General features: G+C 55.0%; 17 protein-coding genes. 7 read left to right on the top strand and 10 right to left on the bottom strand.

The features are described 5' to 3' along the window. Positions 1-150: 150 nt before the first annotated feature. Positions 151-282 (bottom strand): putative transporter small subunit, encoded by a 132-nt coding sequence (locus ACTIKR_RS03560; protein WP_442327171.1) that lies wholly within the window; start codon positions 280-282, stop codon positions 151-153. 14 nt (positions 283-296) lie between these two features. After that, a complete protein-coding gene (locus ACTIKR_RS03565) occupies positions 297-1994 on the bottom strand; it encodes a sodium:solute symporter family protein (protein WP_226816692.1) in 1698 nt (565 codons plus the stop codon). 741 nt (positions 1995-2735) lie between these two features. Between ACTIKR_RS03565 and ACTIKR_RS03570 the strand changes: the two genes are divergently transcribed. Next, complete coding sequence (locus ACTIKR_RS03570; protein ID WP_193088064.1) at positions 2736-2951, top strand: hypothetical protein; 216 nt, start codon at positions 2736-2738, stop codon at positions 2949-2951. 52 nt (positions 2952-3003) lie between these two features. Here the strand turns inward: ACTIKR_RS03570 and ACTIKR_RS03575 are convergent, their stop codons facing one another. Then, positions 3004-3621, bottom strand: coding sequence for a TetR/AcrR family transcriptional regulator (locus ACTIKR_RS03575; RefSeq protein ID WP_193088065.1), 618 nt, complete (start codon positions 3619-3621; stop codon positions 3004-3006). A 321-nt stretch (positions 3622-3942) separates the two neighbouring features. Between ACTIKR_RS03575 and ACTIKR_RS03580 the strand changes: the two genes are divergently transcribed. Then, on the top strand, positions 3943-5190 hold the full coding sequence (locus ACTIKR_RS03580) for an MFS transporter (RefSeq protein WP_193088066.1): 1248 nt from the start codon (positions 3943-3945) through the stop codon (positions 5188-5190). 19 nt (positions 5191-5209) lie between these two features. On the opposite strand, the gene ACTIKR_RS03585 is transcribed toward ACTIKR_RS03580, so the two are convergent. The 7 genes from ACTIKR_RS03585 to ACTIKR_RS03615 all read right to left on the bottom strand — a co-directional run bounded on the left by ACTIKR_RS03585 (position 5210) and on the right by ACTIKR_RS03615 (position 11615). Beyond that, a complete protein-coding gene (locus tag ACTIKR_RS03585; RefSeq protein WP_193088067.1) occupies positions 5210-5785 on the bottom strand; it encodes a hypothetical protein in 576 nt (191 codons plus the stop codon). A gap of 19 nt (positions 5786-5804) precedes the next feature. Next, on the bottom strand, positions 5805-6578 hold the full coding sequence (locus ACTIKR_RS03590; protein WP_193088068.1) for a DUF899 domain-containing protein: 774 nt from the start codon (positions 6576-6578) through the stop codon (positions 5805-5807). A gap of 41 nt (positions 6579-6619) precedes the next feature. Next, positions 6620-7285, bottom strand: coding sequence for a hypothetical protein (locus tag ACTIKR_RS03595; RefSeq protein WP_193088069.1), 666 nt, complete (start codon positions 7283-7285; stop codon positions 6620-6622). A 46-nt stretch (positions 7286-7331) separates the two neighbouring features. Then, complete coding sequence (locus tag ACTIKR_RS03600) at positions 7332-8552, bottom strand: helix-turn-helix domain-containing protein (protein WP_193088070.1); 1221 nt, start codon at positions 8550-8552, stop codon at positions 7332-7334. 121 nt (positions 8553-8673) lie between these two features. Beyond that, positions 8674-9951 (bottom strand): TRAP transporter large permease, encoded by a 1278-nt coding sequence (locus ACTIKR_RS03605; RefSeq protein ID WP_193088071.1) that lies wholly within the window; start codon positions 9949-9951, stop codon positions 8674-8676. Further along, on the bottom strand, positions 9948-10496 hold the full coding sequence (locus ACTIKR_RS03610; RefSeq protein WP_193088072.1) for a TRAP transporter small permease: 549 nt from the start codon (positions 10494-10496) through the stop codon (positions 9948-9950). Before ACTIKR_RS03610 ends, ACTIKR_RS03605 begins: the two co-directional genes overlap by 4 nt. Before the next feature lie 114 nt (positions 10497-10610). Beyond that, on the bottom strand, positions 10611-11615 hold the full coding sequence (locus tag ACTIKR_RS03615) for a TRAP transporter substrate-binding protein (RefSeq protein WP_193088073.1): 1005 nt from the start codon (positions 11613-11615) through the stop codon (positions 10611-10613). A 209-nt stretch (positions 11616-11824) separates the two neighbouring features. Between ACTIKR_RS03615 and ACTIKR_RS03620 the strand changes: the two genes are divergently transcribed. The 5 genes from ACTIKR_RS03620 to ACTIKR_RS03640 all read left to right on the top strand — a co-directional run. Then, a complete protein-coding gene (locus ACTIKR_RS03620) occupies positions 11825-14617 on the top strand; it encodes a xanthine dehydrogenase family protein molybdopterin-binding subunit (protein ID WP_193088074.1) in 2793 nt (930 codons plus the stop codon). Further along, positions 14614-15168, top strand: coding sequence for a (2Fe-2S)-binding protein (locus ACTIKR_RS03625; RefSeq protein WP_193088075.1), 555 nt, complete (start codon positions 14614-14616; stop codon positions 15166-15168). The genes ACTIKR_RS03620 and ACTIKR_RS03625 overlap by 4 nt, the downstream gene beginning before the upstream one ends. Then, the gene (locus ACTIKR_RS03630; protein ID WP_193088076.1) at positions 15161-16411 is read left to right on the top strand and encodes a c-type cytochrome; all 1251 of its coding nucleotides are present in this window, start codon (positions 15161-15163) and stop codon (positions 16409-16411) included. Before ACTIKR_RS03625 ends, ACTIKR_RS03630 begins: the two co-directional genes overlap by 8 nt. A 205-nt stretch (positions 16412-16616) precedes the next feature. Further along, entirely contained in the window at positions 16617-17276 is a 660-nt protein-coding gene (locus ACTIKR_RS03635) for a dihydrofolate reductase family protein (protein WP_442327172.1), read from the top strand. Positions 17277-17727: 451 nt separating this feature from the next. Further along, positions 17728-18729: ABC transporter substrate-binding protein (locus ACTIKR_RS03640; RefSeq protein ID WP_442327173.1), on the top strand; the 1002-nt coding region annotated here is incomplete at its 3' end.

An 18729-nucleotide genomic window follows, 5' to 3' on the forward strand; every position in this document is an offset into this window, starting at 1 on the left:
GCGTTTCGAGAAAAAGACAGGCATCGCCTGTCTCCAGTCTTTTTAAGGTGCTTAAAAATGCGGGTATCCGCGTCGTTTGTCGACTAGACGCCCGTGCACATATCCACTGCACCAGCTATGGCCTGCCAGGCGAGCCTCGGTGTGGATTTGTTAAATCATTTCACGGTCGCTTTTGTTGGCATGACGCAGATCGCGTACCAGCGCAACAACCAGCACCAATAGAATGACAGCCGAAATAACCGGCCAGATAAAAATATATGTGGTAAGTAGTAATTCATTCATAATTGATCTCTCCTTCAGGCGCGTGCAGGCGCTACATCGCCGTCTGCGTCTGTTGATGTTTCTTTGTCAGTGTCAGCATTTCTTTGGAATGACGTAACGCGTTCGGCAAGCAAGGCAAAATCGAAGCGTTCACTGTTGTTCCAGCTCATGGCGATGCATACCAATGCACTAATGCCATAGGAGGTGAGCGAGCTAAGCAATACCGGATAGTCGCGCAGGAAGCCCACTGCATTGGGAACGGCGATGATCACAGTTGCTATGGCAACAAAGATGGCAATCTTGCGGTTAAAAAAAGCGAACGCCATCAGACCCAGGACAACACCGGCACCCATAGAGGCGCACAACTCAAAGAACACGGCGATCACGCCCTCCAGCGGAAGTAGCTCAAAGCGTGCCACAGCAAACAGGGCGACGGCGCATATTACGGATGTCGTGAAGGCTTTGTTCGTTATCCTGTCCCAGTAAAAACTTACAATGACCGGGAACACGATCGCTCCCCACAGTGCGCCGACAAATACCAGCATAACCAGAATATCAAGACGCAGACTGGCAAACACCACGCCGATCATGGTAGCAACGATCATGGTCGCCCGACCCCACCACAACATCCGCTTCGGATCAGGCTTGCCGCGCGCCATGTTTTTGCCGTAAATATCGGTCATCATAATGGACGACAAGGCAGATAGATCGGAGTCTGCGGTCGAGGACAGGGAGCCCACCACCAGAAGGAAAAACAGCGCAATGCCAAATGGGGGCAGGTAAGTGGAGGCCATTTGTGGAATGATATTGTTCATATCGCCATCTGCAGGCGTCAGGCCTACGAACAGGGCAAGCATACCCAGCATGCCCAGCCCGATGACCACTGCACCGTAACCAATCGTGGCGGTCAGGAAGGTCGATTTGATCAGGTCTTCACGAACGGCAAACAGGCGCTGCGCGATCGTCTGGTTGCCAATGGCATAGGCAAGCACAGCCACGAAATAAGGCGCCCCCTGTTCCAGAATCGCTTTGGTCGAAAAGAAATCGGACTGTTCCGAGGACAGGTTGCTCCAATTGGCCGCGAGCATGTCGGTGCCGCCGGCGTTAAAGAATATCAACGGAATGATGACGATGGCCGCCAGAATCATTGCCACCAGTTGGGCAAAATCGGTCATGACCGAGGCGCGGAATCCGGACCATAGCGTATAGGACAACACACCCAGCCCGGCAATCAGCACGCCCTGGATGAAGGAGAGCGGACTGAGCACGGAAACCAGTGCGCCTGCAGCGGTAAAGTTCACCATCAGGCTGATACAGCTGCCTAGCAGGTTGGAAATGGCCATGATCAACTGGCTGGATGTTCCATGACGAGCGTGCATGACTTCTGCCAGGGTGTGCGCTTTAGGGGCCAGTGCACGAAAGCGGCGCCCGTAGGGATAGATGAACAGAATCATCAGCGCTCCCCAAAACCCATAGTGGATTGGTCCGGATAGACCATATTTGTAGCCTGAGGTTGCGCTGGCGTAAAAGGAGGCAGCCCAGATCCATGTGGCAATCATACTGGCAGCGGCAAGGCCGAAGCCTACAGCATTGTTCGACACCATGTAGCTGTCGACGTTTTCTTTTTTCTTGCCAATCATGAGCGACATCAGAAAGGTCAGGCCATAAAATCCGACCAGCAAAAGCAAGGCGGTGGTGCCAGACAGTTGGTAAAAGGCGGTTTGTTCTTGCATATACGTTCTATCGTCCTGGTTAAGGCTGCGCAATGACATGGACGCAGCTGTCCCCTGGTCCGAAGTTCGCGCATCCGGACGCAAGGGTTAAAAGAAACACACATAAGGTGCCTCTGTTGAATCGAGCGCATGTGACCACAATTGCAATCGCTGACGGATTGGACAGACATCGAAATGCCAATGACAATGCATTCGCTGCGGACTGTAATAGCCGATAGCGTTGCCTGTCAGGTCGACCTTGCTATTGTCGTGGTCAGCCCTGGCCGTTGGACAGGGCATGCGCTGGCGGTCAAATGGACCAGCCGGGTTGTTCCGCAGTCAAAGACTGGGTTGTTGTTCGGCAAATGCCGGGCTGCGAGGCAGCCTGATGACGGGGGCGTTTCCCCTGGAATAAACCTTATGGGTCGTTTCTGCAGCAACGAGCCGTATGGGGCGTTGGCATGGTTCTAATACCTGCTGTTGCGTATATGCAGACAATTACAGTCAAAATTCATTATGTCAACTGTAATACACCGGGTAGTGTATAGGAATTGCGACCACAAGTCCAGCCCGGGGATATGAATCATATGGATGACTGTGCTGCGAGCTGCCTGCAAACGGCAGTCAATCCCCGGTTTTTCAGGCAGTCAGTTTTTAGCGCGGATAATAATTATTAAATAAGAGTCATTCTCAATTTTGTGTGGTAGTGGTGCTCTGCCATCATCTTGCGGGTATCACCCTCTTTTTTCCGGCTTGTGGCTTTTGCAGGACTACCTGGGGCCTGCCCAGGGCGGGTTGCGGGCTGGTTCTCTGGCCAGTTTGTGGCCTCGGGGCCGCGCGTTGGTGATTGGCGGTTCGGCCTGTGCGCTGGTGGTGGGATTGTTTTCCGGCGTTTCCAACACTGGCTTGCGCCAATCATTATGGCAAGCGGACATCAAAACCGGAGCCGGACGCGCTGAACCGGATGAAGCGTCATAGCGTTGCGACCATAAGTGGCGGCCCGGCAGGGCATGACTGGATTGATTGTGTGCTACGTCGCTTGCGATTTTTCCGAATCGGGCAGGCCGGTGCTGGCAATCACGGCCGCTTTGAGCGACTCAATCCATGCCTGATCGTTCACCGATTGTGCAAGAAAGCCCGTTCCGACCATGGCCGCAAATAGCACCAGAATATCCTGTTCGGACATGGCCGCTTTCCCATCCGGAGGCGTCGATTGCAGGGCTGCTGCACGGAAGTGCCGATACAACGCTTCTGTGTGCGAGCCGTACAGGCCGACCGTCTCGGCGCCCGTCGTCTCGTGGCTGACATGCGGTGCAAAGGCAAGAATGGGGCAGGTTTGGCCCGCCTGTTTTTTTCTGAAATACTGCTGGATCAGCACCTGCAGGCCACCGTGTTCTGCTTCCCGGTTGGTATCGCAGGTTTGTTTCCATCTTTCGGAGGACTGTGCAAACACGGTGGATAACACCTCGTTGACCAGCGCCTCTTTTGATGCAAAGTGCCGGTAGAAGCCGCCTGCGGTCAGGCCGACCGCAGTCATGACATCTGCAATGGATACATTGTCCACGCCGCGCTCACGAAATAGCCCGCTGGCTGCCTTGAGAATTTCGGCGCGATTTTGTTCGGCTTGTTGCCTGGAAGACCGGCCCATAACAGTTCCTCTTAAATACAAACGAAATGATGCGGCATGATTGCGCCACCACACCTCTTATGCCACCAGCATGCGAAGGAGTCGCCTCACTCGCCAGGCTGGCTCTGGCATGGTAGTGATCAATACGCTCGACTTGGCAACATTGTAATAGATTACATGAAGCCGCTATTTATAAAACTGCAAACGGGTGTACTGTGCTGCAAAACATACACAAATTACATCAAATGGGGCGAGGTCTGCTGATATGATGATATTCATTGAACCCACCAATAGATTGTGTATATAATCTATTTCACTGAAAACTCTGGCAACAGGCACATTATGTCTTCGGCTCCCGCGCAAACCCGACCGCTTTCTGCATGGCAAATTCTAATCTGCGGGGGCATGATCGTCACCTTCTCCATGGGCGTGCGGCACGGCTTCGGTCTCTGGATGCAGCCTGTCATCCAGGCTAATGACTGGGGGCGCGAGACCTTTTCATTTGCCATCGCCATTCAGAACCTGGTTTGGGGAATCACGGGTGTGTTTGCCGGCATGCTGGCGGATCGCTTCGGGGCATTTAAAGTCATTATTGCAGGTGCCATTCTGTATGCGCTGGGTCTGCTGGGGATGGCCTACACCACTTCACCGCTTACGTTTACGCTGACCACTGGTGTTCTGCTTGGAATGGCGCAAGCCGGCACGACCTATGCGGTTATCTTCGGGGTCATCGGGCGTAATATTCCCGTCAGTCGCCGCTCGTGGGCCATGGGCGTGGCAGCGGCAGCAGGCTCTTTCGGTCAGTTCCTGATGCTGCCGACAGAGAACATACTCATCAATTCCTTCGGCTGGCAACAAGCGCTGGTCGTTCTAAGCTGTGCGGTGCTGATGATCGTGCCGCTGGCTTTCGGGCTGCGTGAAAAAAATATGGATGTCACCGCCGCGGGACAGTCGCCGGCATCCCCCATGGCTAGCCAACAGGGCATTATCCAGGCCATCCGTGAAGCATTTGCCTATCCAAGTTTCCGTCTGCTGGTGCTGGGTTATTTCGTTTGTGGTTTTCAGGTGGTCTTCATTGGCGTTCACATGCCTAGCTACCTGAAAGATGAAGGGCTGAGCGCCGAAGTGGCCAGCTATGCACTGGCGCTGATCGGCCTGTTCAATGTGTTCGGCACGTATCTGGTGGGCTCTCTTGGTCAGGTGTGGCCCAAGCGTTATTTGCTGGCCTTTATCTACTCGGCGCGCGGGGTGGCCATCATCCTGTTTCTGGTTGCGCCCATTTCAGCGACCAGTGTTTATATTTTCTCTGCCGTCATGGGGTTCCTGTGGCTGTCTACGGTGCCCGCCACTAATGCGATCATTGCCCAGATCTTTGGCGTTCGACACTTTTCCATGCTGGGCGGCTTTGTCTTTTTCAGTCACCAGATAGGCTCGTTCCTTGGCGTGTGGCTGGGCGGCAAGCTGTATGACATCTATGGCAGTTATGACGTGGTCTGGTATCTTGCCATCGCCCTGAGCGTGTTTGCAACGCTGATGAACCTGCCAATCAACGAAAACGCAATCGATCGCAAGCGCACGGCGATGGCATAATAGCCTGATGGCTACGCAGCTATGGCGTCAGCCGGAAGTACCGATATTTGCGCCATAGGGTCGCGCCTGCTTGCAACCCTTTGCGGCCATGGATAGCCATGACACCTGTGGTAATCAGCATTGCCGTCATATGTATGCCTGTAACGGCGAATGCGAGCAGGATAGAGCCGCTGGCAGTGATTTGGCCAGCGGGCGATCCTGTGATGCAAAGCGGAATAAAGGCCGGCACCAGCATCAACCCCGTACCATGTACGGTTGACACAATAAGTGACCAGAGCGCCAGCCCTGCGTGGCTTGACGGTGTCGCCAGCATTGGCAGCGCTTTTCTGCCAATGCAATGTATGCCGCCGGCTACAAGCAACAGGCCGACCACAATCGCCAGTACGACGCGGTGCATGAGCAGCCCGTACACAACCGTGGTCGCCACCAATCCTAGCGAGACCATATGACCGATTGCAATCGGGATCAAGGCACGTATTGCCTGCTTCTTGTCATGGCAGGCCAGCGCTGCGGCAAAGAGCCAGCCGGAGGCCGGATTTACACCATGCAGCGCGCCCGCCCCGGCGACTGCCAGCCATGGCCAAAGGTCTTGCATATCCGCCTCCTGCTTTGACTCATGTCGCTCTGTGACAGCATGACGCCGTGCCCGTTTCGGATACGTCGTAGCGGTCATGGTGGCGAACCCATTCCATTTTGTTGGGCACATCGCGCTCGTTTCTGCCGATGGGAGTCAGATCCATCAGGCTGTAGGCGCCCATCATCACTTCCACGCCCCGGCTGTATGTGGAATAGGTATGAAAAATATTATTGTTGTCATCTTTATAAAATACGCTGATACCGGGGGCCTCTGCTTGCGGGAAATACTGGTCGCAGTAGTTGTAGTGAACTTTCCCAGTAGTGTGTTGTTCGGGCAGGAAACTGACGCCGTAATCGTAGTTGAAATCAGTATCGTTGGACGAGACCCAGTTAAACTGCCATCCCATCCGCTGGCGGAAGCGTTCAATTGTCGCCAGCGACGCGCGTGAGACGGCCACGAATGCGGTATCGCGTTGCGCCAGATGCACTGTCATGCCGTCGGTGTGATCGGCCATGTAGGAACAGCTTTTACAACCCTGCTCCCAGTCTGGCCCGAACATGAAATGCTGCACGATCAATTGACGGTGGTTGCCAAACAGGGCAGACAATGTTCTTGGCCCATCGGGCGTATCGAAAAGGTAATTCTTATCGACCTGTTCCCATGGCAAGGCGCGGCGATCGCTTGCGATACGGTCACGCAGGTGAGTCAGCTCCCGCTCACGCGCCAGCAATTGCTTGCGGGCGGCGACCCATTCATCATGAGTGACCACCGCATGGCGATCGGCTGTAGTTTCTGAATATGACATATTCATTATGTGCTCCCTGACTCGTCGAGTCATTCTGGATAATGCAATTATTTTGGGCGTCGTACGGCGCGCACTTTTCCGCTGGCGCCGCCTCCGCAGTAGAAAAGATCGGCGCCGTCAGACTCAAGCCCGCTGACGCCGGTACCTGCCGGCATGACCAGTTGCTCCAGCACTGCGCCACTGTCGGGATCAATTCGGCGTATGTCGCTTTCATCTGCCTCCCATGTGCCGTGCCAGAGCTCGCTGTCGACCCAGGTCACGCCGGTGACGAAACGATCGGACACGATGGTGCGGATGACGGCGCCGGTTTCAGGGTTGATCTGAACGATAGTGCGATTGCGATACTGACCTACCCACAGACTGCCCTCGGCCCATGCCAGGCCGGAATCATTGCCGTGACCAGGCGCCGGGATTGTCGCCAGTACGTTGCCGTCGGTCGGATCAATTTTGTTGATATGCTCGCCGGTTATCTGATATAGATAGGTGCCGTCAAATGCCGTGCCTGCATCGCAGGTGCACGCCAGTTTGCGTGTGATCTGGTGCTGCGCCGGATCGAACTCAAGCAGGCTGGATCCGGTGGCGGCCCAGACGTGGTGTCCGTCAAAGGTCACGCCGTGAATGGTATCGGCATCTGCAAAGGGCCCATATTCCTGCACGATTTGCGCGAGGCTGGAGGTTGCCGCGGCTATGTCTGTGTTTGCTGATTGCTTCATGTCTGTCTCCCGTTTCCGTACCGCAAAGTGGTACGTTAAGGACATTCTATTTCAACGCGAGAACAGAGGGGAGTAACAATATTGTCGTGAAACCGGCCAGAGACGAGGATACCCAGCGTCGTACACGGGATTTTCCCACTGCATGGACCTGGCCGCTGGTTTGAAGGTCGGCCAGTGCCCGCTGTACTGTGCGCTGGCTGGCGCCTAATGCCAGCGCAAGAGCAGAGGTGGACCAGGGCGCACCATCGGCCAGCAGCGCCAACAATGCCGCTGCATCACTGTCAATGGGTGGAGCCAGCACGACTGTGCTTCGGTTGTCCAACGGCACCAGCGCATATCCGTTGGGGGTTGCTTCGATCTGCGCTATCGGGCTGACCAGCTTGCGCAGTCGCCCCATTTCTACCCGCAATCGTGCACGATGTGATTCATCGGGATGGCGTAGTCGAAAGACCGCTGCGATCAACGATTGTCGCGAAACATCACCAGGCCAGGCGCTGGCAAGCGCACGAATCAGTTCAAACAGAATGGGCCGCCGTGCCAGTGGTAGCCATGTACCATCAACGCTGATGCCACGGCGGCAACCATCGACCACCAGTGTCGTCGATGAGAACAGGGTGGCAACCTCTGCAAGCGTTAACGGCTTGTCATCATGGGCTGTGAGCAGGCGCGCGGCCGGACGCAGAAGGATTTTTTGCATTGCTGTTACTTCGGCCTGAAGCGCAGGAATACTCGCCTGGTCGGCCGCTGCCTGCGCCCGGCGCAACGCGGTATGCGCGCGTTCCATATGCAATGAACGCAGTGCAAGCTCGGCCTGAACCAGTTCGGCCACAGCTGCTAAAGAGGCGGGTACGCCGTTCGTATCAAGATCGCAGACGGTTGCCGATGCGTCCTGAAGGCGGCCGAGCAACAGAAAGCGGCGCGCCATGATAAGCCTGGCCTGCAGGGCGTTGGCATGGTCATTGCGCGCCTGCAGGGTGGTCAGCGCAGCGGTAAGCGCTTGCAGCGGGTTATCGAGCTGGCGCATGGCCAAGGCCACTTCCGCGCAGGCAACGATGCAGCGTGCTCGTTGCACCGGTTCATGGGCACCGAACTTACGGGCCGCCTGTTCGAGCAGCTCGCGGGCTCGCGCATAGTCGCCCAGGCGTGCCATGGCAACGCCACGCAAGGCGAGTGCGGGCGGATCATCGCGCAGCGCAACCAGCTTCAGGGCATTGAGCACATCGCCAGCAGCCAACATACGTGCGCAAGCAGCAGTCAGAGAATCCATGCCGATAGCATACACTTTCCAATTGACATAGTGATAACGGTAGCGAAAAAAAGACAGGCGGTGCGCCTGTCTTTTTAACGGAAACGGCAGATCAGTATTTCGTTACTTCATCAATATTTCGCTATCCCAATAGCTGCGGCAGCCACAAGGAAATGGCAGGAACATAGGTAACGATAGCCAGAAACCCCAGTAACAGGATCAGCCAAGGCGAGGCGGCCCGCATGACCTGACCAATAGACATCTTGGTGATCCCTGCGGTAACGAAAAGATTCAACCCGATCGGAGGGGTGACCATCCCAATTTCCAGGTTGACGACCATGATGATGCCCAGGTGAACCGGATCAATACCAAGCTGCGTGGCAATCGGAAACAGGATTGGAGCGAGAATCAGAATAATGCCAGTAGGTTCCATGAACATGCCGGCAACCAGTAGCAGAATATTGACGACAATCAGAAATTGCCATGCTTGCATGTCCCACGCAATGATCTGTTCCGCGATGATCTGCGGGATACGTTCTGTGGTCAGCACATGGGCAAACAACAATGCATTCACAATAATGAACATCAGCATGATCGTGACTTTGGCTGCATCAATAAGGACTTTGGGAACCTGACGCAATCCGATGTCGCGATAAACAAAGACGGCCACCAGGAACGCATAAACTGCAGAAACGGCGGCGGCCTCGGTTGGCGTAAATACACCGCCGTAGATACCGCCCAGAATAATGAACACCAACGCCAGCCCCCAGAACGAATCACGGCCTGCTGCGAGCACTTCACTGACGCTTGCCCGGGGCTGACGGGGATAGTTCTTGATTCTGGCCACAATGTAGATTGCTGTCATGAGCAATATGCCCAATGCAATGCCCGGTATCACGCCTGCCATAAAAAGCGCGCCGACCGACGTTTCGGTTGCGGCCCCGTAAACCACCAGCACAATAGAGGGCGGAATCAGAATGCCCAGTGTGCCGGCATTGCACACCACGCCTGCGGCGAAGGGTTTTGGATAACCAGAGCGAACCATGCCGGCAATCACAATAGAGCCCACCGCAACCACGGTGGCTGGGGAAGAGCCGGAGACCGCCGCAAAAAGGCAGCAGGCCATGACAGATGCGATAGCCAGGCCGCCATGGAAATGCCCGACCGTAGCGACCGCAAAGCGGATCATGCGCTTGGCTACGCCGCCGGTTGTCATGAATGCGCCTGCCAATACGAAGAACGGGATAGCCATGAGCGTAAAGTGTTCGGACGTCTCGTACATTTTAAGCGACAGCGAGGCCAGGGAATCTGTGCCGAAGAACAGGATGGTCAGCAGTGAGGACAGACCCAATGCAACCGCAACCGGCGTGCCCATGAACATGAACACGAACAGCATGATGAATAGAGCGACGGTAGTCATTTGACCTCCTGGTCGATCATAGAGGTGTCATCACTTGCGTGCTTGAGCGCTTCCTCGGCTTCATCGCCAAGTAGCTGGGCGCGGCGACCCCGCAGCATCTCGAGCAGAATTTCAGCAAAACGTATGAATAAAAGTGCGAAACCTACCGGCAACACCAGTCGCGGGATCCACTGAGGAACGGGCATATCCTGGGCAAGAATGCCGATGGTGTACATTTTGTCCACGTAAATCCAGGCGCCGTAGAACACGATCACGGTATAGATCAGGCACAGTACGCAGGCCGCAATGCCGGTGACGCGTGCGGCCTTTTTAGGCAGGGCCTTGACCAGCGCATCGACCCCAATGTGCGCCTTGATCCGCACGCCATAGGACAGGCCCAGAAAGATCAGTCCACCGAAGATGAACATAGCCAGTTCAAGCGCCCAGGTAAAACTGTAGTTGAATACGTAGCGCGCTATGACCTGAGCGAAGGTAATCAGCGTCATGGCGGCCAGCAGAAAGGCGATCAGTCCTTCCTCAAGCCGATGAAACCAGTTAGCGTTCATTTGTGATACTCCTTTTTGAACCCGTAAAAGCCTGTCGGTCATACAATTATCCATGCAACCACTGCCAGCCCGAATGTCGGGCGGGCAAGCGGTCAGCGTAAAAGAAAATACAATTTACTGATTGGCTTCCTGGGCCGCCTTGATCAGATCGGCACCAATATCGGCTTCAAATTTCTTCCATACCGGTTCCATGGCTGTGCGCCAGACGGCTACGTCTTCCTTGGACAGTTGTACCACCTGGGCTTTTTTGGCATCAATGATGCGCTGCTTGTCCTGTTCGTTCAGCTCGGCAGCCTTGCCATTGGCAAATGTGGTCGCCTCAGCCATGGCTTTTTCCAGACCGGCACGAATATCTTCGGGCAGGCCATCCCACCATTTTGCGTTGGTGACGACCATGTAGTCGATCACGCCGTGGTTAGTCTCGGCAATAGTTTTCTGCACTTCATGAAACTTTTGCGAGTAGATGTTGGACCAGGTGTTTTCCTGACCATCAACCACGCCGGTTTGCAACGCCTGGTATACCTCGCTGAAAGCCAGTTTCTGAGGATTGGCGCCCAGTGCCCGGAACTGCGCCTCAAGCACGTCGGATGCCTGGATGCGGAACTTCAACCCTTTGACGTCGTCGGGACGCTGCAGTTGCGCCTTGTTGGTGGACAGCTCTTTCATGCCGTTATGCCAGTACGCAAGCCCTTGTAGCCCACGATCCTTCATGGAGTCCAGCAACTCTTTGCCTTTGTCGCTCTGCTGGAAGCGATCTACGGCAGCCATGTCGTCGAACAGGAACGGCAAGTCAAACAGCTGGACCTTTTTGGTGTAACGGTCAAATTTTGACAGTGACGGGGCGATCAGCTGGACATCGCCCAGCAGCAGGGCTTCCAGTTCTTTGCCATCGCCAAACAATTGTGAATTGGGAAATACCTGGACCTGGACTTTGCCTGGTAGCAGTTTTTCGGCCACTTCTTTGAACTTCTGGGCACCCTGTCCCTTGGGCGTGTTGGCGGCCACGACGTGGCTAAATTTGATGACAATGGGTTTGTCGGCGGCCAGCGCGCTGGCTGAAAAAGCCAGTGCAACGCTCATGCCGAGCGCATTGATAATACGCATAGGAGCGAATTTCATAGGTGTTGTCTCCGTAATATTGTGATAACGTAGCTCCCAGAACAGTTCAACTGAGAACAGGATCAATATACTACATTCAGTCGATCGGATAGAATCGATAAAAACAATTACGGGTTTGTCATCATGTGCAGTGTAATGGCAAAACTAGCGGGCGCTGCAATATTTCAACTGGTTCAAAAGCACGCTTCAATCATTGGAAAGGCAAATCTATGAGTCAGCTTAATCGGTCAAGACGATTTTTTCTGAAGAAAACTGTGGTTGCAGGTATTACCGTGTATCTGGCGCCGCTCAACAGCAACGCATACAATGCACTGTTCGAAGAGAAAATCCTGGACGCCCCGATCTGGGATTCCAATACAAAAAGAATCCGTCACCGCATTGACGCCCAGTCCAAGGCGCTGGGTAAAAAGGTCTTTGCCTACGACATTCGCGCCGCGGATATGCCACACTGGCCGCAAAAACAGGCGCATGCCTTCATTCTTCGCACCACCTTGGCCGACCGTATTTTTGAAGGTATTGACCTGTCCCGTCTCGGGGACGAGTTCAAGCCTGATCGCCTTGTGACGGCCGAGGACCTGGCCCGCGACGGCCTTGCGTTCCCTGAGTTTTACGGAGACGACATGCTGCTGCCGGTCGGCAAGACGCCAGCCTATCTGGGACAGGCTGTGGCGGTGCTGATCTATCACGATTTTGCCCGATTCCGCTTTGCCAAAAATGCCGTTCAATTTCATGCGGATGCCATTCGCTATGGCCGGCAAACCGGCCCGCTGGAGCGCGACCCCTGGGGCACGTTCCGGTTTGTCCGTGTCGGCGGCGCTTCGCCCTATGATGAAGATACTTTTTCCAGCTTGAAGGACATGCCCATTTTTCCGGCCGGCCTGCGCAAGCGGCTGCCAGTCTGGCCGCAAGGACGTGAAGGTGGCAAGCTGGACGAAGAGGGGATGTACCACGCGCAGCAGATGGACAGTGAAATAAAGAATCCAACAGACGAAATCGAAGTGCTGTCGGCAGACTATTTCTCGCAATCGATCGATACTGCTGCCATGGAGGCCGATAACACCAATGGCTGGTTTGACCAGGCCAGCCAGACACTGCATATGGTTATTCCGACGCAGTCGCCCCCGGAGCTGGCCGAAGAAATCCCCAAAATGCTTGCCAAAATGAATACGCCGATCAGGCGGTTGGTCCTGCACCCCTGTTATACCGTGGGATACGGCTCAAAGGATCACAGCAGTTTTCCTTTTGTCGGCACCATGGTGGCCATATATGGTGATGGTCATCCGGTACGCCTGGCCAATGACCGGTATGAACAGTTTCAGACGTCGATCAAACGTCACGCATTCGATATTTCATATTCGATGACGGTAAACAAGGAAACCGGGAAAATTGATATTTTTCGCGGGTATATGACCGGCAACGGCGGAGGGCGGCGCAATTTCACGCCGTCTGTCGTGATGGTGGCGGCAACTGCAGCCCAATCCATTTACTATCTTCCCAAAAGCGACTTTGCCGCCGTGGGTGTGGCCACGCGCGCCGTTGACGCCGGTTCTGCCCGAGGCTACGGTACATTGCAGAGTATGGCTGCGACAGAAATGATGATGGATGAAATGGCGGCCAGACTCAATCTGGACCCCATCGATTTTCGCAAACGCAATGTGCTCAAGTCCGGCATGAAAAACACGCAGGGCGCGATTCCGGCGGGCGCCGTCCGTGCCGATGAAATTCTGGAGCTGGCGGCAAAGCACGACATCTGGACGGCTCGAAACAAACGCAAGACCGAATTTGAAACAAAACACCCTGGCAAACGCTATGGCGTTGGCTTTGCCTGTGTGCAGAAAGACTTCGGCACGGGCGCCGAGACCTCATTTGCGCGGGTGGAGTTCTCGGCCGACGGCCGGCTGGTGCTCCACCACAGCGGTGCGGAAATGGGTACCGGCATGACCACCTCGCAGGCAGTCGTCTGTGCCCAATGGATGGGTAAGCCGGCTGATGAATCACACTTTTCGGTCACGGACTGGGACATGCTGCCCATGGTCGCAACGGCAGATCCTTATATGATGCCGCAGGAGGACCAGGACAGACTATCTGCCGATCCCTTCTGGACGCCGTCATACTGTTCTCCGTCCAGTGCCAGCAATTCAGCGTTCTATTTCTCGCATACCACCAGGGAAGCATCGCGACTGCTTTTCGAGCAGAGCCTGTGGCCTGCCGCACTGGCGGTCTGGAAGTCCGGCATAGGAGGTGGCCAGGCTGCCCCGCTGGTTGTTCGCAGGGAAGATGCACGTTGGGTCCCCGGCGGACTCACTGCCGCGGGCATGCAAATCCTGCCCTTTGCCACATTGGCGAAAAAGGCGCATGAGATGGGCCTGGTCACCGGGGTGGTTGTGCACAGTTTCAACCGCTGGCAGTGGGCCCAAGCTGACTTTACGGTGAATGCCAGCCCGCTGCGTCTGCCTGTTGACGGACTGGCGCTGCGCACGGGCAGCGAGAGTGCTTACCAGGCGATTGCCCGCGACCGTGTCTACTATCCTCCGATGCAACGCAACAACGCAGCAGTGACCTACTACAGTGCCGTTGGTACATTGGTAGAGCTGTCAGTTGATACGGGGACGGGCAAGGTCGAGATTCTGAATCATCACTCTTTCATGGAGTGCGGCAATCTGATCGTGCCAGAGTTGGTGTCTGGCCAATTGCAGGGCGGCATCGCCATGGGTATCGGGCACGCGCTGCACGAATATCTGCCTTTGTATGAAGACGGACCTGGCGACGGCACCTGGAATTTCAATCGCTATCAAGTGCCACGAGCAAGCGATGTTGCCGTATGGCAGCAGACGGGCGATATTCTTCCCCCCTTGTCCGAGACCGATCCGCCCAAGGGCATGGCCGAAGTCGTGATGATCCCGGTGGTTGCTGCTGTAATCAATGCGATTGCACATGCCAGCGGACATTATTTTCGCCATCTGCCGGTCCGCGCTGAAAACATCAAAGGGGTCTTTCAATGAAAATCACCACCAGACCGATTACGTTGACCATCAACGGAAAGAAACAGGGTCCGCTCGATATTGCCGAAGGCATGATGATGATCGACTTCCTGCATGAATACGTGAACCTGACTGGCTCACGTCTTGGGTGTGGTCAGGGTGTTTGTCATGCCTGCGTCGTTATTGAAGACCAGCCCGACGGCAGTAGCCAGGAGACGCGAACCTGTATCACCGGAGCCCATTATTTCGATGGCAAGGCGATCCGTACCGTGGAAGGGCATGCTGCGCTCAATGACCAGGGCGAAGAAGTCCCGTCGCCCGTGCAACAGGCCTTTATGGATCACTACAGCTTCCAGTGTGGCTACTGCACGCCAGGGTTTGTGAACGCCGCGACGGTGTTCATTGAAGGGCTCAAGCGCAACCCCATTGCCAGGGATGAGCTGGAAAACGCGATCCTCAAGGCAATGAATAATCACATATGTCGTTGCACGGGCTATGTCCGCTACTATGAAGCGGTGCGTGACCTGGTCCTTAAGACGCCAGGCCTGATCAGGGAGACAAATAATGGCTAAAAGACGCTATCTTCCGGCCCTGTTTCTGATTGCAGTTGTGTTGCTGATAATTGTTGCGATCTTGTGGTGGCGTGAAAATCGCAGTAATGATAACCCCGTTCAGAAGGTTTCGGCCACGGATGAACAGATCGAGCGCGGACGCTATGCTGCCAGGGCGGCAGACTGCGCCGCCTGTCATACCGTTGAAGGCGGTGGCCTGTTTGCCGGCGGCTTTCCCATGGAAACACCCTTTGGGACCGTGCATGGGAGCAACATCACGCCCTCGGCCGACTATGGTATTGGTCGCTGGACCCGGGAAGACTTTTACCGCGCAGTCAGGGAAGGTATAACGCCTGGCGGGCGGCATCTGTATCCGGCGATGCCGTACAACTCTTATTACATGATGAGTGATCAGGACCTGGATGATATCTATGCCTATCTGATGACCAGACCGGCCATCGAGGTGCCAACGCCCCAGAATGACCTGCCGTTTCCGTTTAATCAACGCTTTCTGATGATCGGCTGGAACCTGCTGTTTCAGAACAAGGATCCGCTGCCGGCTGTCTCTTCAGGGGACTCCGAATTATGGGTGCGGGGGCGCTATCTGACAGATGTGATGGGGCACTGCGCCGAATGTCATACGCCACGCGGCATGTTCGGCCAGATGGATCTGGCCCAATCACTCAAAGGGGGCACCCTGGGGCGCTTCAAGGCAGCGGACATCACGCCGACCGCATTGGCAGAGCGAGGCTGGACTCCCGATGACCTGGGGCAATTTCTGGCTACCGGCACCGCCCCGCAAGGCTCTGCCTTCAGCGAGATGCATATGGTGGTGGCCCTTAGCACGCAGTATCTGACAAAAGACGATATGAAGGCCATGACTACGTATCTGATGGGTGATAAACCACCGCCACCCAAAGTGGCGCAATTGACACCAGGCGGCGATCAGGGGAGAGTGCAGTACCTGAATCTTTGTGCTGGCTGTCACGGTATCTCCGGCGAAGGCAAACCGAATGTCGCGCCGGCGATGGCAGGCAATGCAACGATCCGTCAGGCCGATGGCACCAACCTGATCGCGTCGATTCTTGATGGTCTGCCCGAGCAGGCGTTCCCCGGCGACGGCAACATGCAAAGCATGCCTGGGTTTGCCCGCAAGCTGAACGATCAGCAGATGGCCGAGCTGGTCAATTACACCCGTACTACCTGGGGAGGTTTGCCAGGGGATATCACGGCTGCGCAGATTGGCGCTTTGCGCGAGCATTGATGGTATTGATAGTACCATCGGCAATAGCAGCATCAGGCTGAGCGTCGGCCCGTGCTGCGAGACAGGACGGCGAATGCCCGGCGACGCAATCAGCCCAGCGGCTGTCGGTCGGCTGGCGCCAGATATATACTTTACTATCGTAGCCGGGCATTTGCATTTCAACTGAAATTACTGCGTTGGTCGATATCAGCAAAGGAGAACGTTGATGAGAAAAGTCATTGTTGGCGCATTTGTGAGTGTGGACGGGGTCATGCAGGCACCGGGCGGTCCGCAGGAAGACCCGGTGGGCGGATTCCGGTATGGCGGCTGGCTGATTCCCTATTTTGATGAATCACTGGGTGTCAAGGTCGGAGAAATCTTCGCCCGTCCATTTGATTTGCTGCTTGGGCGAAAAACCTATGATATTTTTGCTGCCCATTGGCCGTATGTTGGCCCGGAAGAGCCGTTAGGCGCATTGTTCGACCAGATAGAAAAATACGTTGCTACACGTAATGAAAATTTCAGGCCGGACTGGCAGAACAGCCAGGTGCTGGGCTCTGATGCGGTGGCGGCTGTGCGCAAACTGAAAGAACAGGACGGGCCGGATCTGCTTACTCAGGGGTCTACAGATTTTCTGCAAACCCTGCACGCACATGATCTGGTCGATGAAATGTATATCATGATATTTCCGCTGGTTCTAGGCAAAGGCAAAAGGCTGTTTGCAGAAGGGGCGCAGCCGGCGGCATTTGACTTGTTAAGCACGCAGGCGTCCGATAGCGGTGTCATTGTCAACCACTATGCGCGCGCCGGCAATATCGAAACGGGCTCGTTCGCTGCCGAGAACCCTTCGCCAGCCGAATTGGAACGACGCAAACATCTCAGTTGATCATTAACAAGGTTATCCGGGCGCGAACTGGTCGCCGCCACGGCGTGGCGAACAGACAGATTTTAGTGCATATACGGTCAAAGCAGCCAAGGCTGCGCAGATTGAATGGTTATGCAATGAGCCTTCATCCTAGACCGTAATGCTTCTGAACTGCGCCGGAGCGACCGACCACCGGACAAGGCCATTGCCCCATACGGGCCGATGGGAAAAACAAAAAGCCCGGATCAGGGCTACGCAGCCGTGCCCTGATATCGCACATAGGAATGCTGGAAGCGGCAGTACGCCAGCTGGCTAAACATTTATTAACGTTTTCCCTTATTGCATCTGTGATAGCGCTCGTTGTACCTTAATAATTAATTGAGTGTTTAATTATTTATTCATCCGATCCCTTCGAATCGAATCCGGGAATGCGTTTGTGCGCAATCGCCAGCCATTATTGTTGGAGTGCTTTATGAAATATCTCACATTATGTATCAGTGGATTAATGCTTGTCAGCGGTGCGGCGGTTGCTGCGGAACCTGCCGAGCCTATCAAGATCGGCGTGATCCAGCCGTTGACCGGCTCGGTTGCCTATAACGGGCAGGCCTATGTGAAAGGCGCCAAGCTTGCCGTTGCGCAACGCAACGCGCAAGGCGGCATCAAGGAGCGCCAGGTTCAATTGCAAATAGAGGACGGCCAGTGCCAGCCGGCAAACTCGGTCAATGCAGCGGAAAAGCTAATTCAGCGCAATAAAGTGCCTGTGCTTGCCGGGGCGTTCTGTAGCTCGGCCACCGCCGCGGTCATGTCGGTTGCCGAAAAATACAAAATACCGCTGTTATCGGGCGTCTCTTCCAAGGCAGACCTGACTGATAAAGGCATGAAATATTTTTTCCGCTCAGCAGAAACCGACAGATTGATGGCCAGGACGTTTAGCAAGATACTGGCTGACGATCTACAACTCAAAACAGTGGCATATATCGGCGTCAATGATGACTGGGGGCGCGGCGGTGTGGAAGATTTCGAAAAGGATCTGAACGCGTTGGGCGTCAAATCTGTCATGAAGGAATACTTCGATCATGGAACGACCGATTTTTATACGCTGTTGACCAAACTGCGAGCACTTAAACCTGACGGTGTATTCGTGGCGGCCGAAACGCAGGATGGCTCCATCCTGGTCAAACAGCTCAAAGAATTCGGTATTGAAACCAAAGTGTTTGGCGTCGGCTCATGGGCGACCGCCGATTTTATCGGTTTGACCGGCGAAGCATCGGAAGGCATTTATGCTGCGGTACCTTATGTTTCCAATATGAAGGGCGAGCGCAATGCCGGGTTTGTCGAAAGCTACCAGAAAGAGTACAAGCAGCTCCCGGGTAAGTACGATGCGTCAGGCTACAACGCCATGAACATACTGATGCAGGCGATCGAGCGCGCGGGTTCCGATGAGCCAGAAAAAATACGTGATGCACTATACAAG

Origin of the sequence: Advenella sp. (assembly GCF_052108595.1) — a bacterium.
Classification (GTDB): Bacteria; Pseudomonadota; Gammaproteobacteria; order Burkholderiales; family Burkholderiaceae_B; genus Advenella.